Source organism: Wolbachia endosymbiont (group A) of Pogonocherus hispidulus (assembly GCF_964028195.1).
In the GTDB taxonomy this organism is placed as follows: Bacteria; Pseudomonadota; Alphaproteobacteria; order Rickettsiales; family Anaplasmataceae; genus Wolbachia.
On the sequence record NZ_OZ034750.1, the window covers coordinates 571,049 to 589,228 of the forward strand.

Sequence of the window (18,180 nt, forward strand, 5' to 3'; positions counted from 1 at the left end):
TTAACTTTTTTTATCTGAAACTTTAGATAACTCTGCTTCTAATTCTTCTATTGTTGGCAGAGCTGTTTTTACCTCTTCTGGTAGATTTTCAGTGATTTGATACTCTGCTAGCCCTATTGGCTTGTTCATGTCACGTAATGCATACTTGGCTACAACTCCAACTTTAGAGCGATACAGGATAAGACCAATTGATGGATTATCATCTGGCTGTCTTAATAAATCATCAACTGCTGAAAGGTAAAAATTCATCTTTCCAGTGTATTCTGGCTTGAATTTCCCTGCTTTTAGTTCAATTACAATATAGCAACGAAGCTTAACGTGGTAAAAGAGCAAGTCCAAATAGAAATCTCTATCTTCAACCTGTAAATGGTACTGCCTTCCTAAAAACGCAAACCCTTCACCAAGCTCTAAAAGGAAACGTTCTATATGAGCTACAAGAGCCTTTTCTACCTCTCTTTCATGCGCTTTTTTACCAAGACTCAAAAAATCAAATACGTAAGGATTTTTGAGCATTTGCTGTGCTAAATCTGATTGAGGAGATGCAAGCTTATTTCTAAAGTTTGTCATTGCTTTACCTTCACGTTTATACAAATTTGTTTCAATCTGCATAGATAAGATGTTGCGAGACCAGCCGTGTTCACGCGACTTTTTAATATACCAAAATCTTTCTTCTTTATTTTTAATTTCATACATTATTACGATATTGTGACCCCAAGGTAATTGGTCAACAGCTTGTTGACCAATTTCATTTTCGCTATATTCTCCTGCAAATCTTCTCATATACTTTAGATTTTGAATGCTAAACCCCTTCATATCAGGAAAAGCATCTCGCAAATCTTTACTTAGTTGATCAATAACTTTCGCTCCCCAGCCGTGTTCTCTTTGCCGTTTTAAGATTTCTGTTCCAATATAATGGTAGAGCAAGATAAGCTTACTATTTACCGCAAGTGCTGCTTTATAACGGCTCGTTGCAATACGGTCTTTAAGCTGTTCTAAAAGCTCTGTGTATTCCTTTGCTATAATTCTTGTCATAGGATTCCTTTCAACGATTTTTATTATTACATGATTCTTTTATTTGTTGAAATTCTCTCTTCGGCCTGCTACTTTCAGCTCAGCCTTGTCTTAAGTTCAACAATGCATTTATATTAACTTCTAATACCAACTTCGTTATTGGGAAGGCAAATATCACAAATTCGCTCAAATCCCCATCTATAGACAAAAAGGCGCTCTTTGCTATGGTTGTTTTGCCACTGCCACCTTTTTGACCACCGATAACTATTCCCTACTTTAATTCTATTACGATATTTAGAGTCAAGATATTTTAGTATTTTGATACTTTAGTACTTTAATATTTTGATATTTTAGTATTTTGATACTTTAATGTTTTAGTATTTTGATATCACAAACACTTAAATAAGAAAAAGTCTGCCATACAGATTTGCTTACACTAACTTTTATTCAAATTCTAAAGGGTATTACAGATGTTTTCTGAATAAAGCTATAAACTATTACCTGATTACAAACAACGCTATAAAAACCTTTTAAAACGCTTTAAATGGCCACCGTGTTTCTATTACACTTAAACCTCAAAGTATGTCTGCAAACTTACAAACAAGCTAATTAATGAGGCATGAATTGTTCACTAACTCATGTACACAAAATTTCTTGGCGTGAGTTCTTAAGCAACTATCTCATCCATTAGGCGTTTCTTCTCTTGTTCATATGCTAGTAATTCTTCTTCCGACCAACTAAGCTTGTTCATCTCTTCATATGCTCGTTTTATTATTACATCGCTACCGACTATTTTATCTAGGTCCTCTTCCCTTGTTTCTGCTGCATATCGAAAAAAATAACACCATTTTTCAACTATATTTTCTAGTTGATCCTTTTTTGTTTTTGGAAATTTTGGTAGTTCTATGAAAGTATACCTAAAGTCATTCAGGTAATGTTTGCGAGTAACCTTACCTAGAATAGCATGATCTGACTTGTACTCATTCTTGTTTGGAAAAATAATACAATCAGCAACAGTTATAAAGATAACTCTCTTGAGTTTATGATACTCTTGATCTACTTTATCTATATCTATTTGGTTTACGTAAGTTTTAGCAGCATAATATTGGACACATTTCTCAAAACCTTTGGTCTTAGTGAATGCCATTTTAACAATATAACTAGAACCTTGAGAGTCCTCACAAAGAACATCAAAAATGCCCTGCTCTTTAGCGGCAATCTCAAAATCCAAAATGGCAGCTAAAAATTGAACATTCTGCAAACCAGTAAAGCCTAAAATATCATTGAGAAAATGAATGAGGATGTCTTTATTCCTCTCAGTACCGAATATTCTCTTGAAAGCGCAATCGGTTCGTGCATCAAGAAATTTTAACAAAGCCATAGTAAAAATGCCCGAAAAATATTAACGGTTATACACTACTTTCTACAAATAGAAACCTTATTTTTACTACACAGTTATATTATGTATTCCTATACAGGTATCTTTCCTAATTCATTTTCTTTATTGAAAAATTAAAAAAAATGCTGTATAATTATTAGTAGACTTTGGTAAAACTTATGGCAAACGCTAGTATAGCTCTCAGTAAAGAAACTTCACAGCATCTTGTTGATTTAGCTAAACTTTCCAACCAGTCTGCTCAAGAGCTAGCAGAAAGGCTAATCAAAGAGGCAATTGAACTTGAAGAAGAAGATATTCTGTTATCTGCAGTTGCTAATGAGTATGACGTTGACGGTGCAGAAGAAATAGAAGATAGTGAAGACGTCTGGGAATAAACCATACACCATCAAATACCTCAAGCGTGTTCGTAAGGAGGATATACCATCCTTACCAGAGAATATAAAGACAGGAATCAAAAAAGCGGTAAGAGAGCGACTTACAGTTGATCCAATAAAACTTGGTGAGCCGCTACATCATAGCTTAAAAGGACACAAAAGGCTAAGAGTTAGTAATTATCGCGTTATATATGTGCGACCTGAAGTTGCATTGTTGTGATGGTTAAATTCCATCTCCCCAGACATCAGGGGTAAAGCATGGCCCACATTCTGAGAGGTGGCAACTTTTGGGATGCAAGCATGGGACAAAAGGAGGTAACACCAAACCTTATGGTGAATCCCTTCGAGCAAAGCTGCATAAGGTTACGAAAGAAACCTATGTTAGAACTGTCGTTACGCGGAATATGCGAAAAAAGGTTGAACACGCATAGACCAAAATGGTATGAGATAATTTAAGGAATTAGAATAGTAGATGTCTAGTTTTGATGTTCTTAATCTTCGGCGGAGAGTAGGAACCTAAGTGTGGCGTGAAACAAGAATGTAGAACAGGGTAACCATCATATTTGCTCTCTTGAGAAGGTAGCCAAACCGCAAGCTTTATGATGGAAGGATTGTCTAAGAAGCTAATGCCTGAAATAATATTCAGGATATGCTGACGTAGACACTATAATTTGGAAGGTAAAGTTGTAAGTAGTAGTAAATATGTTATGAACCAACAAAAAGTTAGGTATGAATGGAATGAAATTCCCTGGCGTAAGCTAGAGCAATCTTCATTTAAGCTGCAAAAACGAATTTACCAAGCTTCTAAATGTAATGATGTCAAAAGGATGCACAATCTTCAGAGACTATTACTCAAATCAACAAGTGCAAGGATGCTTGCTGTTAGAAGGGTAACTCAGGATAATAGAGGAAGAAAGACAGCAGGTATTGATGGAAAAGCTAGCCTTAAGCAAAAAGAAAGATTGCAATTAGCAAACTCTTTAAATATAAGGGAAAAAGCAAAACCATCAAGACGTGTTTGGATTCCAAAACCTGTTAAACCAACAGAATATCGTCCTCTTGGAATACCTACAATAGCAGATCGAGCAAAACAAACACTTGTAAAAATGGCTTTAGAACCTGAATGGGAGGCAAAATTTGAGCCTAACACTTATGGTTTTAGACCTGGTAGATCTTGTCACGATTCTATAAGAGCTATATTTGATGCACTAAAAAGAAAAATGGCATTTGTCTTGGATGCAGATATATCTGGATGCTTTGACAATATTGACCATAAGGTGTTATTGGAAAAGCTTCATACCACACCAACTATAGTAAAGATTATAAGAGGATGGTTAAAAGCTGGCATTATGGAAGGAAAAGTATTCCAATTTACTAAACAAGGTACAATTCAAGGGGGAACTATCTCACCTTTATTGGCTAATATTGCCTTGCATGGAATGGAATGCTACATAAAAAAAGCTTTGGCAAACGAACTTTTTTCTGATAAGAAAAAGAGACTTGGAAAAGCATCTCACAGGGATGCACAAAACTCATGCAAAGTAATTTTTTATGCAGATGACTGTGCGCCGTAGAAACACGGAAAGTGTTGAAGCTGTGCAGTAGATGAGGGAGGGCCCCTCGGAGCCGGTTTGCAAGAGCAGGCTTCAAACAGCCATAAGCTGCTTTGGTAAAGAGCTAAGGTAGTGAGCGTTATGGAAAAGGCACAATTATGTGTCATGTATGAAATAGAGAGACGAACGCAAGTGAACCACTGATGAAGTGTCGAAAGCGTAGAGACGACGTCAAAACCAGGGGGTAGTCGTTAACCTGGGATGAATCTACAGGGAGCTTGTTTACTGGGTAGGTGGCGTCCGGCATAAAAGTGGCGTGAATCTATTTTAGGCTATTGCATGGAACTACGGGAACCTGTCGTTTCGATGAAAAGGGAGAAGTCCAAAGAGCTGATCTCTGAGGATGAGAGTACCGATGCGAAAAACAGGGGCGGATTAGCTCGTAGTAGCGAAGAAGTTTCTGTAATGGAAATGGAGTGAAGGGGCTAAGTTATTTAGTTTTAATTATTTATCAACCGAAAGGGAGGAGTTAATGAATGAAACAAAGTCTTTTGATATACCAAAGCAACTTATTTGGAGAGCTTATAAACAAGTATCGAAAAATAAAGGTGCAGCAGGTGTAGATGAGGTCTCGATAACAAAGTTTGAAGAAAATCTAAAGGATAATCTATACAAATTATGGAATCGGATGTCATCCGGAAGTTATTTTCCAGAGCCGGTAAAAGCTGTTGCGATACCAAAAGATACAGGAGGGCAAAGAATTTTATGTGTGCCTTCAGTATTCGACAGGATAGCGCAAACAGCAGCTACAATGTATCTTGAGCCGTTAGTAGAACCGAAATTTCACGAAGATTCATATGGTTATAGACCAAATAAGTCTGCGCTGGATGCGGTATACACAGCACGGAAGAGATGTTGGAAAAATGATTGGACGGTAGATCTTGATATATCTGGATTTTTCGACAATCTGGACCACGATTTAGCACTGCAGGCTATCAAGAAACACACAGACTGCAAATGGGTCATACTGTATGTTGAGAGGTGGATGAAAGCCCCCATTCAGCAAGCAGATGGCAGTAGGGTAACAAGGGATAAAGGAGTTCCGCAAGGAGGTTCAATAAGCCCAATCATTTCAAGCATATTTATGCACCATGCGTTTGATATGTGGATGAAACAAAATTATCCAACAGTACCATTTGAAAGATATGTAGATGATGCGATAGTGCACTGCAGAACTAAAAGACAGGCAGGATTTATGAAAGTAATGATTGAAGAAAGATTGGCTAAGTGTAAATTGAAGTTACATCCTGAAAAGACACAGATTGTGTACAGTAAGGATGATGATAGAAAAGAACAATTTCCTAAACAAAGCTTTGATTTTCTAGGTTATACTTTTAGACCTAGAGTAGCAAAGAATAAGATGAGGAATTATTTCATCTCATTTCTACCTGCAATTAGTAACAAAGCCAAGAAGAAGATCAAGAAAACCATAAAGTCATGGAGAATACATCGGATTACATGGACCACACTAGAGGAAATATCGAAGAAAATAGATCCAATAGTCAGAGGCTGGTTTCAGTACTATGGCAGGTTTTATAAATCAGAGATGTATCCATCTCTCAGAAATATAGAGAGATACCTCATAAGATGGGTCAGGACAAAATATAAGAAACTTCGTGATCACGGAAGACTAGCAAAGCAATTTCTAGGAAAAGTGAGAAAGAGGTCTCCAAGTATTTTCTATCATTGGACACTTGGGTTAGGATCAAAAGGCTAAATAATGGGAGCTGTATAAGCCGAGAGGTTTCCGTGCAGTTCTGCGAGAGACTGGTGGGGAAGTTCCGCCGGTCTACTCTCCTTTGTTATTGTAACGCAGGTATTTCTGATGTTAATGAAGCTATTGGTGCAGAAATAAGAGACTTATTTTTGAAGGCAGGGGCATCATGTGATGTACCTTATTGTATAGCAGAGGAAAAACGTCCCCTCGTTTTATGGCACCATTTAATGCCAGATCAAAAGAAAAAATTAGATGATTTTTTAGACAGGGTATCTAAAGCTGAAGATATGGACAAACTAAAAAAAGTTGTAGATGAGGCAATCAGATCTGGAGTGCGGCTAAATTTTAACAAAGACTTTTCTCCAGAAGACCCTATTGCATGTAACTGGTATAGTTTCACAGATTATGTGATAAAAAGAATTGGTGAGTTAAATAAGTTAAAAAGGAATTCTGAAGTTGCTAGTGATATAGTGTATAATTTGGTATCAGCAGGGGCAGTATTGTATAATGAAAATAGTATTAATGTAATTAACGAACTGGAATTAGAATTTAAGTATCATAAAAATAATATCTTTGATGCTTATGCGAGCTACGTCGATAATGCTTATAAACTTGTTAAAGTTGCAAGAAGTGCAGCCAATAATAAGCTGAATGATGTAAGAATGGATAACACTGTTCTTTATTTGGAATATTCAGAAGATAGCACAATAAATGTTGCAATGATCACAGATAAAGTAAGAGATCTAGAGCTAAATCAGAAAGAGGTAGGATATAGAAGAAGTATAATAAGGATCGGAAAAAGCGAGGTGGATATTATAACAGAAAATGGTATAAGGAATTACACTAACCTTGCAGATAATAGTGATATAGTGTTAACTTTCCCTACCAGTCAGGGAGAGTTAGAAGTTAGATTATATCCTGATAAGCAAAATGAAGGTCAAATAAGGGTAGAAGTAAATAATCAAGATCTGCTAGAGCAATTAAAAAATTGTGGAGAAAAATTAGGTAAGAATTGTTTACTTGGTGGATATTCGGTTTATGATGCTATTGAGCAGGGGTATTTTGAAAGGTATGGAAAACCTAATCAATCTCATAGTACATCTAAAACTTGGGCAGATAAAGTACAAGAATCAAGGAAAAGTCAGCGTGAGGAGATATTAAATTTATGAGCAAAAAATGAAGCGAAAGATATTGGCTTTGCTATTTCAAAAACATCTTGCTTTATTTTATTATTTTAGTAGTAGTATAATATTTTGGGAGGGTTTATGCATAATGCAATAGAACAAAATAACCTTAGTAAGGTTAAAGAGCTTGTTAGAAATGGAGCAAGTATTCACACTAGAGATGTAAGTGGCAGAAAGCCTATGCATTCAGCTGCCAAGTTTGGTCGTAATAATATTATAGAGTTTTTGTTAAGCAAAAAAGTAAGTATTGATGATGTTAACAGTAATGACAGTACACCATTACACTTTGCTGCTAGGTATGGTCAGTTAGATACTGTAAAGTTTCTTGTAGGCAAAGGAGCTAACATTAATTTTAAGGATGGAATTGGTGGCAAAAAACCCATACATAGTGCTATCATTGGAGGTCATAAAAATATTGTGGAGTTCTTATTAAGCAAGGGAGTGAGTGTTAATGATGCTGATAAAATTGGTAGAACCACATTACACTATGCTGCATCCGAGAATAAATTAGAAGTGGCAAAATCTCTAATTGATAAAGGGGCTAATATTTATGCTAATAATACTTGTGGTCAAGAGCCTATACATCTTGCTGCTTACGCAGGGCGCGTAAATATTATAGATTTGTTCTTGAGTAAGGGAGTAAGCATTGAAAATACCGATAAAAATGGTTTAACCCCACTACACTATGCTGCTCGATTTGATCACTTAGATCTTACAAAATTTCTACTTAATAAAGGAGCTAATATTCATGCTAAAACCATTAAGGGTCAAAAACCTATACATCTTGCTGCCCGCGGAGGATACAAAACTGCTAATACTGCTAATATTGTAAAGTGCTTCTTAAGCAGCGGAGTAAGTATTAATGATACTGATACAAATGGGTTAACTCCGCTACATTATGCTGCTAAACATGCTGAATTGGAGGCTGTAAAACTGCTAATAGATGAAGGGGCTGATATTCATGCTCAAACTGTTGATGGTCAAAAGCCTATACATCTTGCCGCTCGCGGAGGAGGACGAACAACCCCTAATGTTATAGAGCTATTCTTAAATAAGGGAGTAAGCATTAATGAAATTGATGCAAATGGTTTGACTCCGCTACACTATACTGCTGGTGTTGATGGGTATTTTAAAGAAAGCACTGCAAGGTTTCTAATTAATAGAGGTGCCAATACTCAAATTAAAGATAATAATGGTAAAATACCTTTAGATCTTGCTAGAGAAACTGGACGTATGGGAATTGCAAGTATGTTAAGTACTACAAAAGTGACGGATGTATCGTTACAACAGCACTCTGGATCGAGTAAATTTCCTAGTAGAGTTTGAGAAGGATAACGGGAGAAAAACTTTATCTATTTAAAGTAGAAAATTATCATAAATTTTGTGTTAATTTAAAACTAATTAGTGTTAAAAATTTAAGTGATCTAGCTATTTTCAACAACCAAAACCAGCTAGCGTGAGAAGAAGTTTTCTTGGGATGCGTTGGTCTACCACGTGATCCGTACGAACTTTTCTATATAACGATTTTACTATACCGCAAAACTAGCTATACCAGCCTACTTCAACCACATTTACATACGAACTGATTTGCCTAAACTTATGGAAATAATTTAAATCTTCTATTTTTGTAACTTTATTTTTACGCGGCTTGTTCTCACAAATATACGACCTTTTTTGCAATCTTAGGAAGAGTCAATAATTCAATTCTTTATAACACTAGCTAGCATGGTATCTTCACTAAAATATTTTTTGAAAAAGTTAGTTGACTTATAAATAATTCTCTACTAATACTGGCATGTGTTTGTTTATTCTGCTGAAGTTGCTCCGTACAAGTTTGTTGTAAAAAAACTTCAGCAGTTTCCGTACTCCTTTAAAGCATCATATTCCTATAATAGTAATATTAAATATAGCTGGTGTTCTCAATTTTTTTGATCTATAGTAAAACTGGCTAAAACTTCCAGTAATAAACAACTTTTAACCTAGTAGTAGTACTCACCATAAAAACTTAACAAAAATATGAGTAGTAAAAATATTATGTTGAAATTAGCTTGACCAATATTATATATTATACATAATACATCCTATATTTAGAATTAGGGGGTAGCTGTGGTTGAGACTAAAGAATTTGTAGAACATATTATAAAACTTACCAATCGGCAAAGTGATCAAACAAATGAGCAGGAACCGAAATGGAAACCAAGCACTGGGCAAAGATGGCCAAGCACAGATGACCAGGAATTAGAAATAACTCAATTACCAACAAGTAGTAAAGATGACTACTATGAACTCATTAAACAAAGTTTATTTTGGATTAATATGAACTTAATGGATAATACAAGTAATTGGAGCTTATTAGAAAAAGAATGGGTTATTAAAGCGAATAGATCAGAATTAACAAAGAATCAGGAGAAGTTAATTCAAAAGTTATTTCATATTATTAATAGTCGTGATACTTCAACACTCCAACAATTTTTACAGAAAACTAAGAGTAATCCAGATCTAAAAACTGTTCTCGATCTTAAAGTAGGGGCGTCAGAGTTAACATTGTTACATATACTTCCAACAATCCTAAATTCATTTGATAGTTGTACTTTAGTGGATTGTCTCTTAAAAGCAGGAGCTGAACCAAATATACAAGATTATAAGGGAAAAACACCTCTACATTACTATGCTGCTACTTATCCTGTTGAAAAGAAATATGTGGATTCTCTTGTAAGCTATGGAGCTGATTTGAATATAAAGGACAATAATGGAAAAACTCCTCTACAAATTGCAATTGATAAAGGTACTTTGGATGTTGCAGAGTGCTTCTTTAATTTAGAGCAAAAGAAATTGTATGAAGAATTAAACAAGCTAATTGAAGGTACATCTAAACTTGAGAATGGTTCTTCCAAATATAACGTTCAAGGTGTTGAGGACCTGAAAAAGTTCTTAGATAAAAATAAAAACAATGAAGATTTAAAGATGATTTTGAGTATTAGGGATGAAGAAAATAATTTAGAAATACTTAAAGATTATATGTATACTGAAGTGATAAATTTACTCTCGGCAACTCAATCACAATTAATGGTAACTGAGCAAGAGACAGAGGAAACTTATGTACCACATCAATGTTTATTGGACATTTGTTTAACAGATCAACTAAGGCAACTAAATCAGTTTGTAAGTGAAATACCAAAAGCTGCAAACATAGCTGAATTACAGAAAGTTGTCGATAAGGCTATCATGTCTGGAGTGGGATTGAATCTTACTAAAGATGGAGGTCAGTGTTTCACAGATTACATACTAGAAAGAATTGACCAACTAGAAAAAAACCATGAAGTTGCTAGCAATATAGTATGTACATTAATATCAAAAGGAGCAAGGTTAAGTAACTGGAATAGTTTAAACGTTATTGATGAAATAGAACTGGAGTTTAAAGAGCACAAAGCTAATATGATAAAAGCTCATGAACAGTGTGTTGATCGTACTCATAAATTTCTGAAAATCGCAAAAAATGCGACCAACGGCAAGTTAAATTGTGCAAAAATGGATAACGCTACTTTTTACTTAGAATATTCAGAAGACAGTATAATAGATGTTGCGCAGATTACAGATGGAACAAGGGATTTAGGACTAACCCATGGAGATGTAAAGTGTGGAAGAAATATAGTAAAGATCGGCAATAGTGAAGTAGAAATTAAAACTGAAGATGGCATAAGGAATTACACAGATCTTACAGAAGGTAGCAGCATAGTATTAACTTTCTATACTAGTTTGGGAAATGTAGACGTTAGTCTGTATCCTGACGTACAGAATAAAAGCAAAATTATAGTAGAAGTGAGTAATAGAGAAGAAATATTAGAAAAATTCAAAGGTCGCGAAGAAGAGTTAGGCAATGATTGCGAGCTTGGTAACTACTGGGTCTACGGTGCTATTGAACAGGGATATTTTGAAAGATCTGGTGGATTAATACGTCCTGAAGTAATAAGCGAGTCTAACAACAAATGGACAGAACGTGAAGAGTTAAGAAGGACTTCTGATCCTAGGAGAGAAGTTTCTAGGTAGATTAATTTGCTAAAAAGTTGAAGATTATTATTTAAATATAAACTACTGTAATTTATAGATTAAGGAGTTCGTACCAATGTCTTCTAAGAATACTCTTTTATATTGTTTTTAAGCTGGCTACAAAATGAGGATATGGAACATACAATTGGCTGAGCTGCCTTTTACACTCCAGGTCTACTATTAAAATATGCAGCTAAAATTGGATCATTTTCTACCATTGTTGCACCTAATATGCTAAAATCTTCATCACTTGTATTGATATTTTTACATAATTGATTTTGTAACATTTATTTGCTCTTCTATATCAATTTCAACATCTTTTTGTGTGGCCCTTTGTAGTAGCTCCTTTTGCAATAACCTTTTTTAATTTTCTGGCACATACTTTTTTCGATGTTTTTTCATGTTGTTTTTATAAACGTTACGACGCTGAGCCGTAAAACTTCTCTAATTGTTCACTCCATAACATCGGTATTTCTCTTAAATCAACTAACTTCAAACCCCTTGGCTGTCTCCCATTTACTATGTCTTCTTTGATTTTTGGTGCTAAATAATTTAATCTTAAAATTTGCTGTATACGTCTTGTACCTACATTAATTTTGGCACTCAGCTCTTTCACACTTCTATACTTTCCCTCTTCTAGTTGCCGTTTCCACAGATGGGCTCTTACCACTGCTTTCAGTAATGCATTGTTTGTTTTACCTTCTGGCTCTACTACTGTACATTTGTTTCCTTTCTTCTTCATTGGTATAAATTTTTCCTCTGATTCAGAACTCACCTCTATTCCATCCTCTCTCACCATTACTCCCTTTATTAACTTTTTCACTATTTCTTTCTGTTCTCTGAAACTTAAATTTTTCCATTCTTCTCCCCATTTTTCATATAGCTGCTCTGTCTTCCTCATCACTTCTTTTTCCACTTCTCCGGCTACTATAGTTCGGTTTACTGATTCACAACCCTTTCCCCTTAAATGATTGTTGCATACATAATATCGATACCTTTTATTCTCTTTTTTCGAGTACGTCAGCGTCATATTTACACCACAGCTCTTGCACTTAATTATCCCCCTAAGCAGCGCTTCCTCATATTTTGCTTTTCTATATGGTTGATTCATTATCAATTCTTGTGCTTTTTGCCATTTTTCTTCCTCTATTATCGCCTCATGCTTTCCCTCATACTCTTTTTCATAATGTTTGATTTTTCCCATATATATCGGATTTGTTATTATTCTCCTTACTGTCGCTTTTTTAAAGATATCTGATTTCGTACGGTATCCTTCTCTGTTTAGCTCCCTTGCCAGTTCTGCCATTGACTTCAGCTCCAAATATCTTTCAAATATGCGCTTTACCACTTTTGCTTCTTTCTCATTTATTATTAATTCTTTATCTTTTACATCATACCCTAGCGGCAAAGTTCCACCCATCCATAAACCTTGTTCTTTTGATGTTGCTATTTTATTTTTTACTCTCTCGACTATCATCTCTCTTTCTAGTTGTGCTGCACCTGATAACACTGTTTGTACGAACTTTCCCATTGGCGTATTATTGTCAAATATCTGCGTTACTGCTACAAAATTTACTCTATGTCTTCTAAAAAATGATGTAACTTCTATGCTGTCTTTTGTTTCTCTTGATAATCTATCTAGCGTATATACTACTACACAATCTACTTCTCCTTTTTTTACATCTTCAAATAATTCCTTTATTGCTGGTCTTTCTAAATTCTTTCCTGAGAAACCTCCATCGTCGTACCTTTTTGCCAATACTACCCAGCCTTCTTTACTCTTTATATATTTTTCACATGCTACTCGCTGCGCATCAAGACTATTAAACTTTTGTTCTAGTCCATCTTCATTTGATTTTCTTGTATATATCGCACATCTTACCTCTTTTAGCATTCTCTCTCCTCAATTTCCACTTTTATCACGCATCCCGAATAATAAAGGTCCGTTGTAGCTCATTCCCATTATTTTTCCTGCTACTGCTGACAATGATGTATAAAACTCTTCTTTGTAGATCAAACCCTTATCTGTTACCATCACTGCATGCGTTTCTTCCCCTCTCTCTAATATTAGCTCTGTTCCTGCTGCTGGCAGTTTATCGCTACTTATCCTTTTTCCCTTCTCTAGCCGATCTGCCAGATACTCTAGTCTTTTTAATCCTTTTCTTGACATTTCTCCATACGCTTTTTCCTGCATTCTATAAGCTAATCTTGGTATCAGGTATTTCTTTGAGTATCTAGGCGCCTCTTCCCCAAATACCTTCTTCCACGTTTTTCTCAGCTCACCCAAAGGTTTTCTCTCTAAATTCATTACTTTCTTTTCTGTTTCTCTTTCCATATTTTCAGCCTCTCATAGAAGGTTCTATTTGTTCAAATAACTTTTCAATTCTGTCCGTTTCTTTCTTCAATATCTCGGTTATCTCTTTGCTATTTTTCGCATAATCCATCGCTGTTATTCCAAATTTATCTGCTTGCTCTATTTCAGCCCCTGCTTTTACTAGCTCCTCCACTATTTCTTTTTCTCCTACCATACATGCAAGATGCAGCGGAGTGCATTTATTGCCATACTCTTCAGCATTTACATTCCCTCCTGATTTTATCAATTCTCTAACTGTTTCTAGACGTTTCTCCGTTATCGCTAGATGCAGTGCTGTATGTCCTCTTACATCTGCTGCATTCACATCTACTCCTTTTTCGATTAATAACCTCACTGTTTTTACCTCTACTGCATAATGTAGAGCTGTTCTTCCTTTTTCGTCTCTTTCATAAATATTTTTAAACGAGTTCTCTAATAGTGACTCCTCTTTTTTACCCAGCTTTACCATAACTTACCCCACCTTTTCTTTAAACCTAAGCCTTCCTTTTTACCACCTCATCTATCATTGCATTCACTTGGCTGATTATCTTGCTTGCTAAATTTTGACATTCTTTCTTTATTAGCGATTTGTCTCTCTTCCTTATTTCTCCTATCTCTATTATTTTTAGCTCCGGCATGTAGCTTCCATTCAACATGTCTGCTATTTCTCCCACTAGCCCCTCTATTCCATAGCACGTCAGTTCTCTACTTTTTGTTATTCCACCTTTTTCTCTCAAAAATTTGCTTGCCTTTTCACTTTCTTTGCTATCACACAGAGAATACTTTTCACTTTCCCAGATATAGTACATTGGTGTTGCACCATACTTATTCAGTTGATTAACTTCAGCTCCGGCCTTTACTAGCTCTTTTATTATTTCAACTCCTGCTCCTCCTATTTTGCACGCAGAGTGCAGTGGCGTACATCCAGTAACATATTGAGTGGCATTTACTTCTGCTCCCGACCTTAGCAGCACTTTTACATTTTCTAAGCTTTTTGCAAATACTGCACAGTGTAGTGGTGTATAACCATTTTTATCTCTTGCATTTACCTCTGCCCCTTTTTTTATTAATAACCTCACTGTTGTGTAATCGGAGATTTCTACTGCTTGATGCAAGATCGTCTCTCCTTCTTCATTTCTTTTATTAATATCGTTACTTGATACTTCTTTAAAAAACTTACTCTTGCTAAAACTCATTTCATACCTCACAAAATTAGCTTTTCTAGCGCCAGACAAATTTCTTATGTTTACCTGCTGCTATTCAAGTCATGTCCTTTTTAGCATGAGAAAGCAAGTCCTTTTCTTTTTATTTCATACATTTTAACCTATTATTAATATAGTATATGAGGATCTAAATATAAGTACTTAACTTATTATAGATATTACTTGACTATTTTTCCAACTTCTGTACAAATGTCGATGTTCGTGCCACTTCAGTACTCCCGGGTAAAATACTAAAATGTGCTTTTCTAATTCGTGTATTGAGTCTTTTTGCTCTGAATCTGAGTCATTTTTATAGTAAACGTTGTGTTCTGCTAAAACATATTTTCTGACCTTCTGATCTGTATAATTTTCTACTTTATAGTTGTGAGTAACGCTAAATCTTTCTAAAATTGGCTTGTGTTTTAAATTCCAATATTGCCCTGAAAGTTTATCGCTTCCCAATACAAATTTATTTCCTCTTTCTTCTACGCTACTAACTGGAAAGCATGTATTTATGTCTCCTAAATCCCAACTGTTGTAAGTTAAAAATATGATATAAAGGAGATAAGAGGGAAGATAACCCTACTCACTATAGGAATAGAGTTATCACGGGCGTGTGCGACCGACCAACTGTTGGTATTATAACCGTTCGGATCAAGGTACACTAGCCCATCTCTCGATACGTTTGAATAGTTGCATGGGACATATGTATGCACCCGTTTACAATCTTAAATTAATTAAAACTAATCGAGGTTATTATGATTACATCTTATCAAAATTTTATTGGCATTGATATCGGAAAATTTAAAAATGTTGTTGCAGTTCACAAACAGAAGAACGCTGTCGAATTCGACAATGATACTGCTGGCTGGCAACAATTGTTTCAAGATTTTTCAAATATCTTACCTAATTCTTTAGTAACTCTGGAAAACACTGGAAAATATGAGCTTGGCTTAGCACATTTTCTTGTTGATAAAGATATTGCTGTACATCGAGCTAATACTCGCAAAGTAAAAAGCTTTGTTCTATCTCATGGAACTTTAGCAAAGTCTGATCAATCAGATGCAAGAGCCCTTGCTCAGTATGGGTTTGAACGCTATAGTACTCTATCTCTATTTGCACCTATGTCAAAAGAACAAACAACCTTAGTTGCACTTTGTCAACGTCGTGATGACATTACAAAAATGAGAGCTCAAGAGAAATCTAGGCTTGCAGCACCTGAAAACGACCATATAAAAGAAAGCTGTCAGAAAACTATTGAATTCTTTAATAGCCAGATAGATGAGCTCAACAATACCATACAAAAAATTATTGATGAGAATCCAGAGTTACAAAAGCGCCAAAAAATCCTTAAAACAGTTCCAGGAATAGGTGCAAAATTATCTCAAGATTTTCTGTGTCTAATGCCAGAACTTGGTTATGTAAGTAGGGGAGAAATTGCAAGTCTTGCTGGAGTTGCACCTCATCCGAAAGAAAGTGGTAAAACTATTGGTTATCGCAGAATAAGTGGTGGCAGAAGCAACGTTCGTGAAAAGCTTTTTACAGCTGCGATGTCTGCTTCAAGGTCTAAGTCTGCGCTTGGTGCCTTCTATTCAAGGCTTGTTGGTAAAGGTAAAAAGAAGATGGTGGCTATGACAGCTCTAATGCGTAAAATCATAGTAATTGCCAATGCGAGGCTTAAAGAAGCAGTCAATGTGAATTAAAAAAATCTGCATAGAAAATAGGTTAACGAATATGTGGATAAATACGTCTACACACATTTAAAGTATTTATACACATATTCGTTAACCATAAGATCTAAGCAGTAACTGTTGTTTGATACAAAATTTTTCTATGATTAAGTTAGGGTTTTTATTGTCAAAAATGCACTTTTTACTCGAATAAAAAACAAAATTACAAACAAAAGTTGTAATGAAACTAAATTCAAAAAATTTTAAAAAACATAGTTGATTGTAAATGAGCTTTATTAATTTCTTGTTCAGATTGTAGCTGCGAGTTAATAGCCTTAGTATAAGCATCTAGCTCAATTTGACTAAGTGCTGCAAAAAATTTAGGAATTACTTCATTATCAATAATATCAGCAGGTAAAAACTGACATGAAGGGGAAAGATCACGTTGATGTTGGTAACTGCATTTATAATGATTTCCTCCTTTATACTGTACTATCATTTTGTGTCCACATTCTCCACAATAGATTATTCCATGTAATAATGCTGCACCTGGTCTAGCTATTCCACGTGTTCTACAGCGACGGTAATCCGCATGATTATCTTTAAGTATGATCTGAATCTTTGTAAAGGTTTCCCAATCTATGTAAGCTGGGTATTTATCTTTAATTAGAACTTTCCATTCTTCCATTGGTAGTCTTTTTGTTGTTTTATTAGCAGAAGATAGTTTGTGACGCGTAGTACAAGAACGACCATAAGCAAATGCTCCAGCATAAGCAGGGTTTTTGAGCATTGAGATAATTGCGTCAAAAGTTGGTTTTTTCCAATGCACTTCTTTAAAATTGTCATACCTAGGAATGGTAAGTTGGTTATTGTTAAAATACCTTACAACTTGTGCTGCTGTTCGTTTTTCTAGAAAAGTGTCAAAAACAAGCTTAATATGCTGCTGAACTTCAAGGTTAGGATCCTTACTCACGGAATCATCAATGTTACGAACGAAACCCACTGGAAGAGATAAGGCTAAATCTCCTCTGGTTGCCTTATTTACTAGTCCAGCATTTAGTCTGGCTCTTATAGTAGATAACTCCATTTCAGCAAGCTGTCCTTTCAGACCAAGTAACAACCGACCATTAATAGTACCAGGGTCATACACACCATCCCGATCAGCTATCAAACACTGTTTATAGCCACATATATCCAATAACGGATACCAATCAGAACAATTACGTGACAAACGAGTCACATCGTAGGATAGGATAATCCCTACCTTTGATAAAGTGACTTTAGCGAGAATCTCTTTATACCCTTCACGCTTTTCAGCACTAGCACCTGTTAAGCCGAGATCATTATCAATAACAACAATATTATCAGCTTTCCACCCAAGATCAATAGCTCTTTGTTTCAGCGCATACTGTAACTCCAAACTTTCTTGATTGCTCAGTGCTTGATGAGGTGTTGATTGTCTTATGTAAATTATCGCTTCGCGTGTTAAATGTTGTGCTGTAATTAGCTCTGATGTATTCATGGATGACCTCTTTGGACACTAATAATATGTTTTCTAAAATTTCTGATTTGAGACATTGCGGCATTTTTTTCCACACTCTATTTGGTTT

15 protein-coding genes and 2 pseudogenes are annotated in these 18,180 nt (G+C 35.3%); 8 read left to right on the forward strand and 9 right to left on the reverse strand.

Annotated features, from left to right (window positions below; translation table 11 throughout):
• Positions 1–1,032, reverse strand: a complete 1,032-nt coding sequence (locus tag ABWU58_RS02835; protein WP_353283562.1) for a YhcG family protein — start codon at positions 1,030–1,032, stop codon at positions 1–3.
• Between the two features lie 649 nt (positions 1,033–1,681).
• Positions 1,682–2,392: pseudogene (locus tag ABWU58_RS02840) on the reverse strand (Rpn family recombination-promoting nuclease/putative transposase); the annotation flags it as partial.
• Positions 2,393–2,568: 176 nt separating this feature from the next.
• Between ABWU58_RS02840 and ABWU58_RS02845 the strand changes: the two are divergent.
• From ABWU58_RS02845 to ABWU58_RS02875, 7 genes are all read left to right on the forward strand, one after another.
• Positions 2,569–2,784: a hypothetical protein gene (locus ABWU58_RS02845; RefSeq protein ID WP_353283563.1), complete on the forward strand. Its 216-nt coding sequence runs from the start codon at positions 2,569–2,571 to the stop codon at positions 2,782–2,784.
• Positions 2,785–3,455: 671 nt separating this feature from the next.
• Positions 3,456–4,358 (forward strand): reverse transcriptase N-terminal domain-containing protein, encoded by a 903-nt coding sequence (locus tag ABWU58_RS02850; RefSeq protein ID WP_353282765.1) that lies wholly within the window; start codon positions 3,456–3,458, stop codon positions 4,356–4,358.
• A 318-nt stretch (positions 4,359–4,676) separates the two neighbouring features.
• The gene (locus ABWU58_RS02855) at positions 4,677–4,817 is read left to right on the forward strand and encodes a hypothetical protein (RefSeq protein WP_019078704.1); all 141 of its coding nucleotides are present in this window, start codon (positions 4,677–4,679) and stop codon (positions 4,815–4,817) included.
• Between the two features lie 52 nt (positions 4,818–4,869).
• Positions 4,870–6,114 (forward strand): group II intron reverse transcriptase/maturase, encoded by a 1,245-nt coding sequence (gene ltrA, locus ABWU58_RS02860; RefSeq protein WP_353276809.1) that lies wholly within the window; start codon positions 4,870–4,872, stop codon positions 6,112–6,114.
• Between the two features lie 53 nt (positions 6,115–6,167).
• Positions 6,168–7,283 carry a hypothetical protein gene (locus ABWU58_RS02865; RefSeq protein ID WP_353283564.1) on the forward strand — a complete coding sequence of 372 codons (1,116 nt, stop codon included), beginning with the start codon at positions 6,168–6,170 and terminating at the stop codon, positions 7,281–7,283.
• Between the two features lie 96 nt (positions 7,284–7,379).
• Positions 7,380–8,624 (forward strand): ankyrin repeat domain-containing protein, encoded by a 1,245-nt coding sequence (locus ABWU58_RS02870; protein ID WP_353283565.1) that lies wholly within the window; start codon positions 7,380–7,382, stop codon positions 8,622–8,624.
• 780 nt (positions 8,625–9,404) lie between these two features.
• Entirely contained in the window at positions 9,405–11,345 is a 1,941-nt protein-coding gene (locus ABWU58_RS02875) for an ankyrin repeat domain-containing protein (protein WP_353283566.1), read from the forward strand.
• A gap of 161 nt (positions 11,346–11,506) precedes the next feature.
• On the opposite strand, the gene ABWU58_RS02880 is transcribed toward ABWU58_RS02875, so the two are convergent.
• The 6 genes and pseudogenes from ABWU58_RS02880 to ABWU58_RS02905 form a co-directional block, all read right to left on the reverse strand.
• The gene (locus ABWU58_RS02880; protein WP_010405125.1) at positions 11,507–11,632 is read right to left on the reverse strand and encodes a hypothetical protein; all 126 of its coding nucleotides are present in this window, start codon (positions 11,630–11,632) and stop codon (positions 11,507–11,509) included.
• 131 nt (positions 11,633–11,763) lie between these two features.
• Entirely contained in the window at positions 11,764–13,239 is a 1,476-nt protein-coding gene (locus ABWU58_RS02885) for a recombinase family protein (RefSeq protein ID WP_353283567.1), read from the reverse strand.
• 9 nt (positions 13,240–13,248) lie between these two features.
• On the reverse strand, positions 13,249–13,680 hold the full coding sequence (locus ABWU58_RS02890; RefSeq protein WP_353283568.1) for a DUF2924 domain-containing protein: 432 nt from the start codon (positions 13,678–13,680) through the stop codon (positions 13,249–13,251).
• A gap of 4 nt (positions 13,681–13,684) precedes the next feature.
• Positions 13,685–14,167: an ankyrin repeat domain-containing protein gene (locus ABWU58_RS02895; RefSeq protein WP_353283569.1), complete on the reverse strand. Its 483-nt coding sequence runs from the start codon at positions 14,165–14,167 to the stop codon at positions 13,685–13,687.
• Positions 14,168–14,192: 25 nt separating this feature from the next.
• The gene (locus ABWU58_RS02900) at positions 14,193–14,894 is read right to left on the reverse strand and encodes an ankyrin repeat domain-containing protein (RefSeq protein ID WP_353283570.1); all 702 of its coding nucleotides are present in this window, start codon (positions 14,892–14,894) and stop codon (positions 14,193–14,195) included.
• 168 nt (positions 14,895–15,062) lie between these two features.
• Positions 15,063–15,437 (reverse strand): annotated as a pseudogene (locus tag ABWU58_RS02905) (phage tail protein); the annotation flags it as partial.
• Between the two features lie 221 nt (positions 15,438–15,658).
• Between ABWU58_RS02905 and ABWU58_RS02910 the strand changes: the two are divergent.
• The gene (locus ABWU58_RS02910; protein ID WP_264336326.1) at positions 15,659–16,603 is read left to right on the forward strand and encodes an IS110 family transposase; all 945 of its coding nucleotides are present in this window, start codon (positions 15,659–15,661) and stop codon (positions 16,601–16,603) included.
• A 220-nt stretch (positions 16,604–16,823) separates the two neighbouring features.
• On the opposite strand, the gene ABWU58_RS02915 is transcribed toward ABWU58_RS02910, so the two are convergent.
• A complete protein-coding gene (locus tag ABWU58_RS02915; RefSeq protein ID WP_353283571.1) occupies positions 16,824–18,092 on the reverse strand; it encodes a recombinase family protein in 1,269 nt (422 codons plus the stop codon).
• Positions 18,093–18,180 lie beyond the last annotated feature (88 nt).

Coding starts and splice junctions, on each gene's coding strand:
- ABWU58_RS02835 (WP_353283562.1), bottom strand. CDS start 1,032: ATGACAAGAATTATAGCAAAGGAATACACAGAGCTTTTAGAACAGCTT.
- ABWU58_RS02845 (WP_353283563.1), top strand. CDS start 2,569: ATGGCAAACGCTAGTATAGCTCTCAGTAAAGAAACTTCACAGCATCTT.
- ABWU58_RS02855 (WP_019078704.1), top strand. CDS start 4,677: ATGGAACTACGGGAACCTGTCGTTTCGATGAAAAGGGAGAAGTCCAAA.
- ltrA (WP_353276809.1), top strand. CDS start 4,870: ATGAATGAAACAAAGTCTTTTGATATACCAAAGCAACTTATTTGGAGA.
- ABWU58_RS02870 (WP_353283565.1), top strand. CDS start 7,380: ATGCATAATGCAATAGAACAAAATAACCTTAGTAAGGTTAAAGAGCTT.
- ABWU58_RS02880 (WP_010405125.1), bottom strand. CDS start 11,632: ATGTTACAAAATCAATTATGTAAAAATATCAATACAAGTGATGAAGAT.
- ABWU58_RS02885 (WP_353283567.1), bottom strand. CDS start 13,239: ATGCTAAAAGAGGTAAGATGTGCGATATATACAAGAAAATCAAATGAA.
- ABWU58_RS02890 (WP_353283568.1), bottom strand. CDS start 13,680: ATGGAAAGAGAAACAGAAAAGAAAGTAATGAATTTAGAGAGAAAACCT.
- ABWU58_RS02895 (WP_353283569.1), bottom strand. CDS start 14,167: ATGGTAAAGCTGGGTAAAAAAGAGGAGTCACTATTAGAGAACTCGTTT.
- ABWU58_RS02900 (WP_353283570.1), bottom strand. CDS start 14,894: ATGAGTTTTAGCAAGAGTAAGTTTTTTAAAGAAGTATCAAGTAACGAT.
- ABWU58_RS02910 (WP_264336326.1), top strand. CDS start 15,659: ATGATTACATCTTATCAAAATTTTATTGGCATTGATATCGGAAAATTT.
- ABWU58_RS02915 (WP_353283571.1), bottom strand. CDS start 18,092: ATGAATACATCAGAGCTAATTACAGCACAACATTTAACACGCGAAGCG.